Source organism: Vibrio sp. Y176, assembly GCF_033438945.1.
On the sequence record NZ_JAWOQS010001213.1, the window covers coordinates 1 to 513 of the forward strand.

General features: G+C 48.3%; 1 protein-coding gene. It reads left to right on the forward strand.

Going from position 1 to position 513, the window contains the following annotated elements; genetic code table 11:
• On the forward strand, positions 1–513 hold a 513-nt coding region (locus R7O13_RS31035), incomplete at both ends, for a lipid II flippase MurJ (protein ID WP_318305748.1).

The window sequence follows — 513 nt, forward strand, 5'->3', positions numbered from 1 at the left end:
AACGGAGAATCACGCTCAAGGTGATATGGACAAAACACGCGAGTTGATTGCTCGTGCTGCCGGTACGTTAGGGGTTATTGTCTCTATTGTTACCGTGCTGGGCGTGCTGGGCTCTGGTGTGGTAACCGCGCTGTTTGGTTTTGGCTGGTTTTTAGATTGGATGCATGGTGGGCCGGCCGCAGAGAAATTTGAGCTAGCCAGTCTGATGCTCAAAATTACCTTCCCTTATTTATGGTTCATCACCTTTGTTGCGCTTTCCGGAGCCATTCTTAACACACTCGGCAAGTTTGCCGTCTCCTCATTCACTCCGGTCTTTTTGAATGTCATGATCATTCTGGCGGCTTGGTTTATCTCGCCACAGATGTCTCAACCGGAAATCGGTCTGGCTATCGGTGTGTTTTTAGGTGGTTTGGTTCAGTTCTTATTTCAAATCCCTTTCCTTATTAAAGCGGGCGTGATGGTTAAGCCTAAGTGGGGGTTGCGCTATCAAGAGCTGATAAAAATCCGCACGTC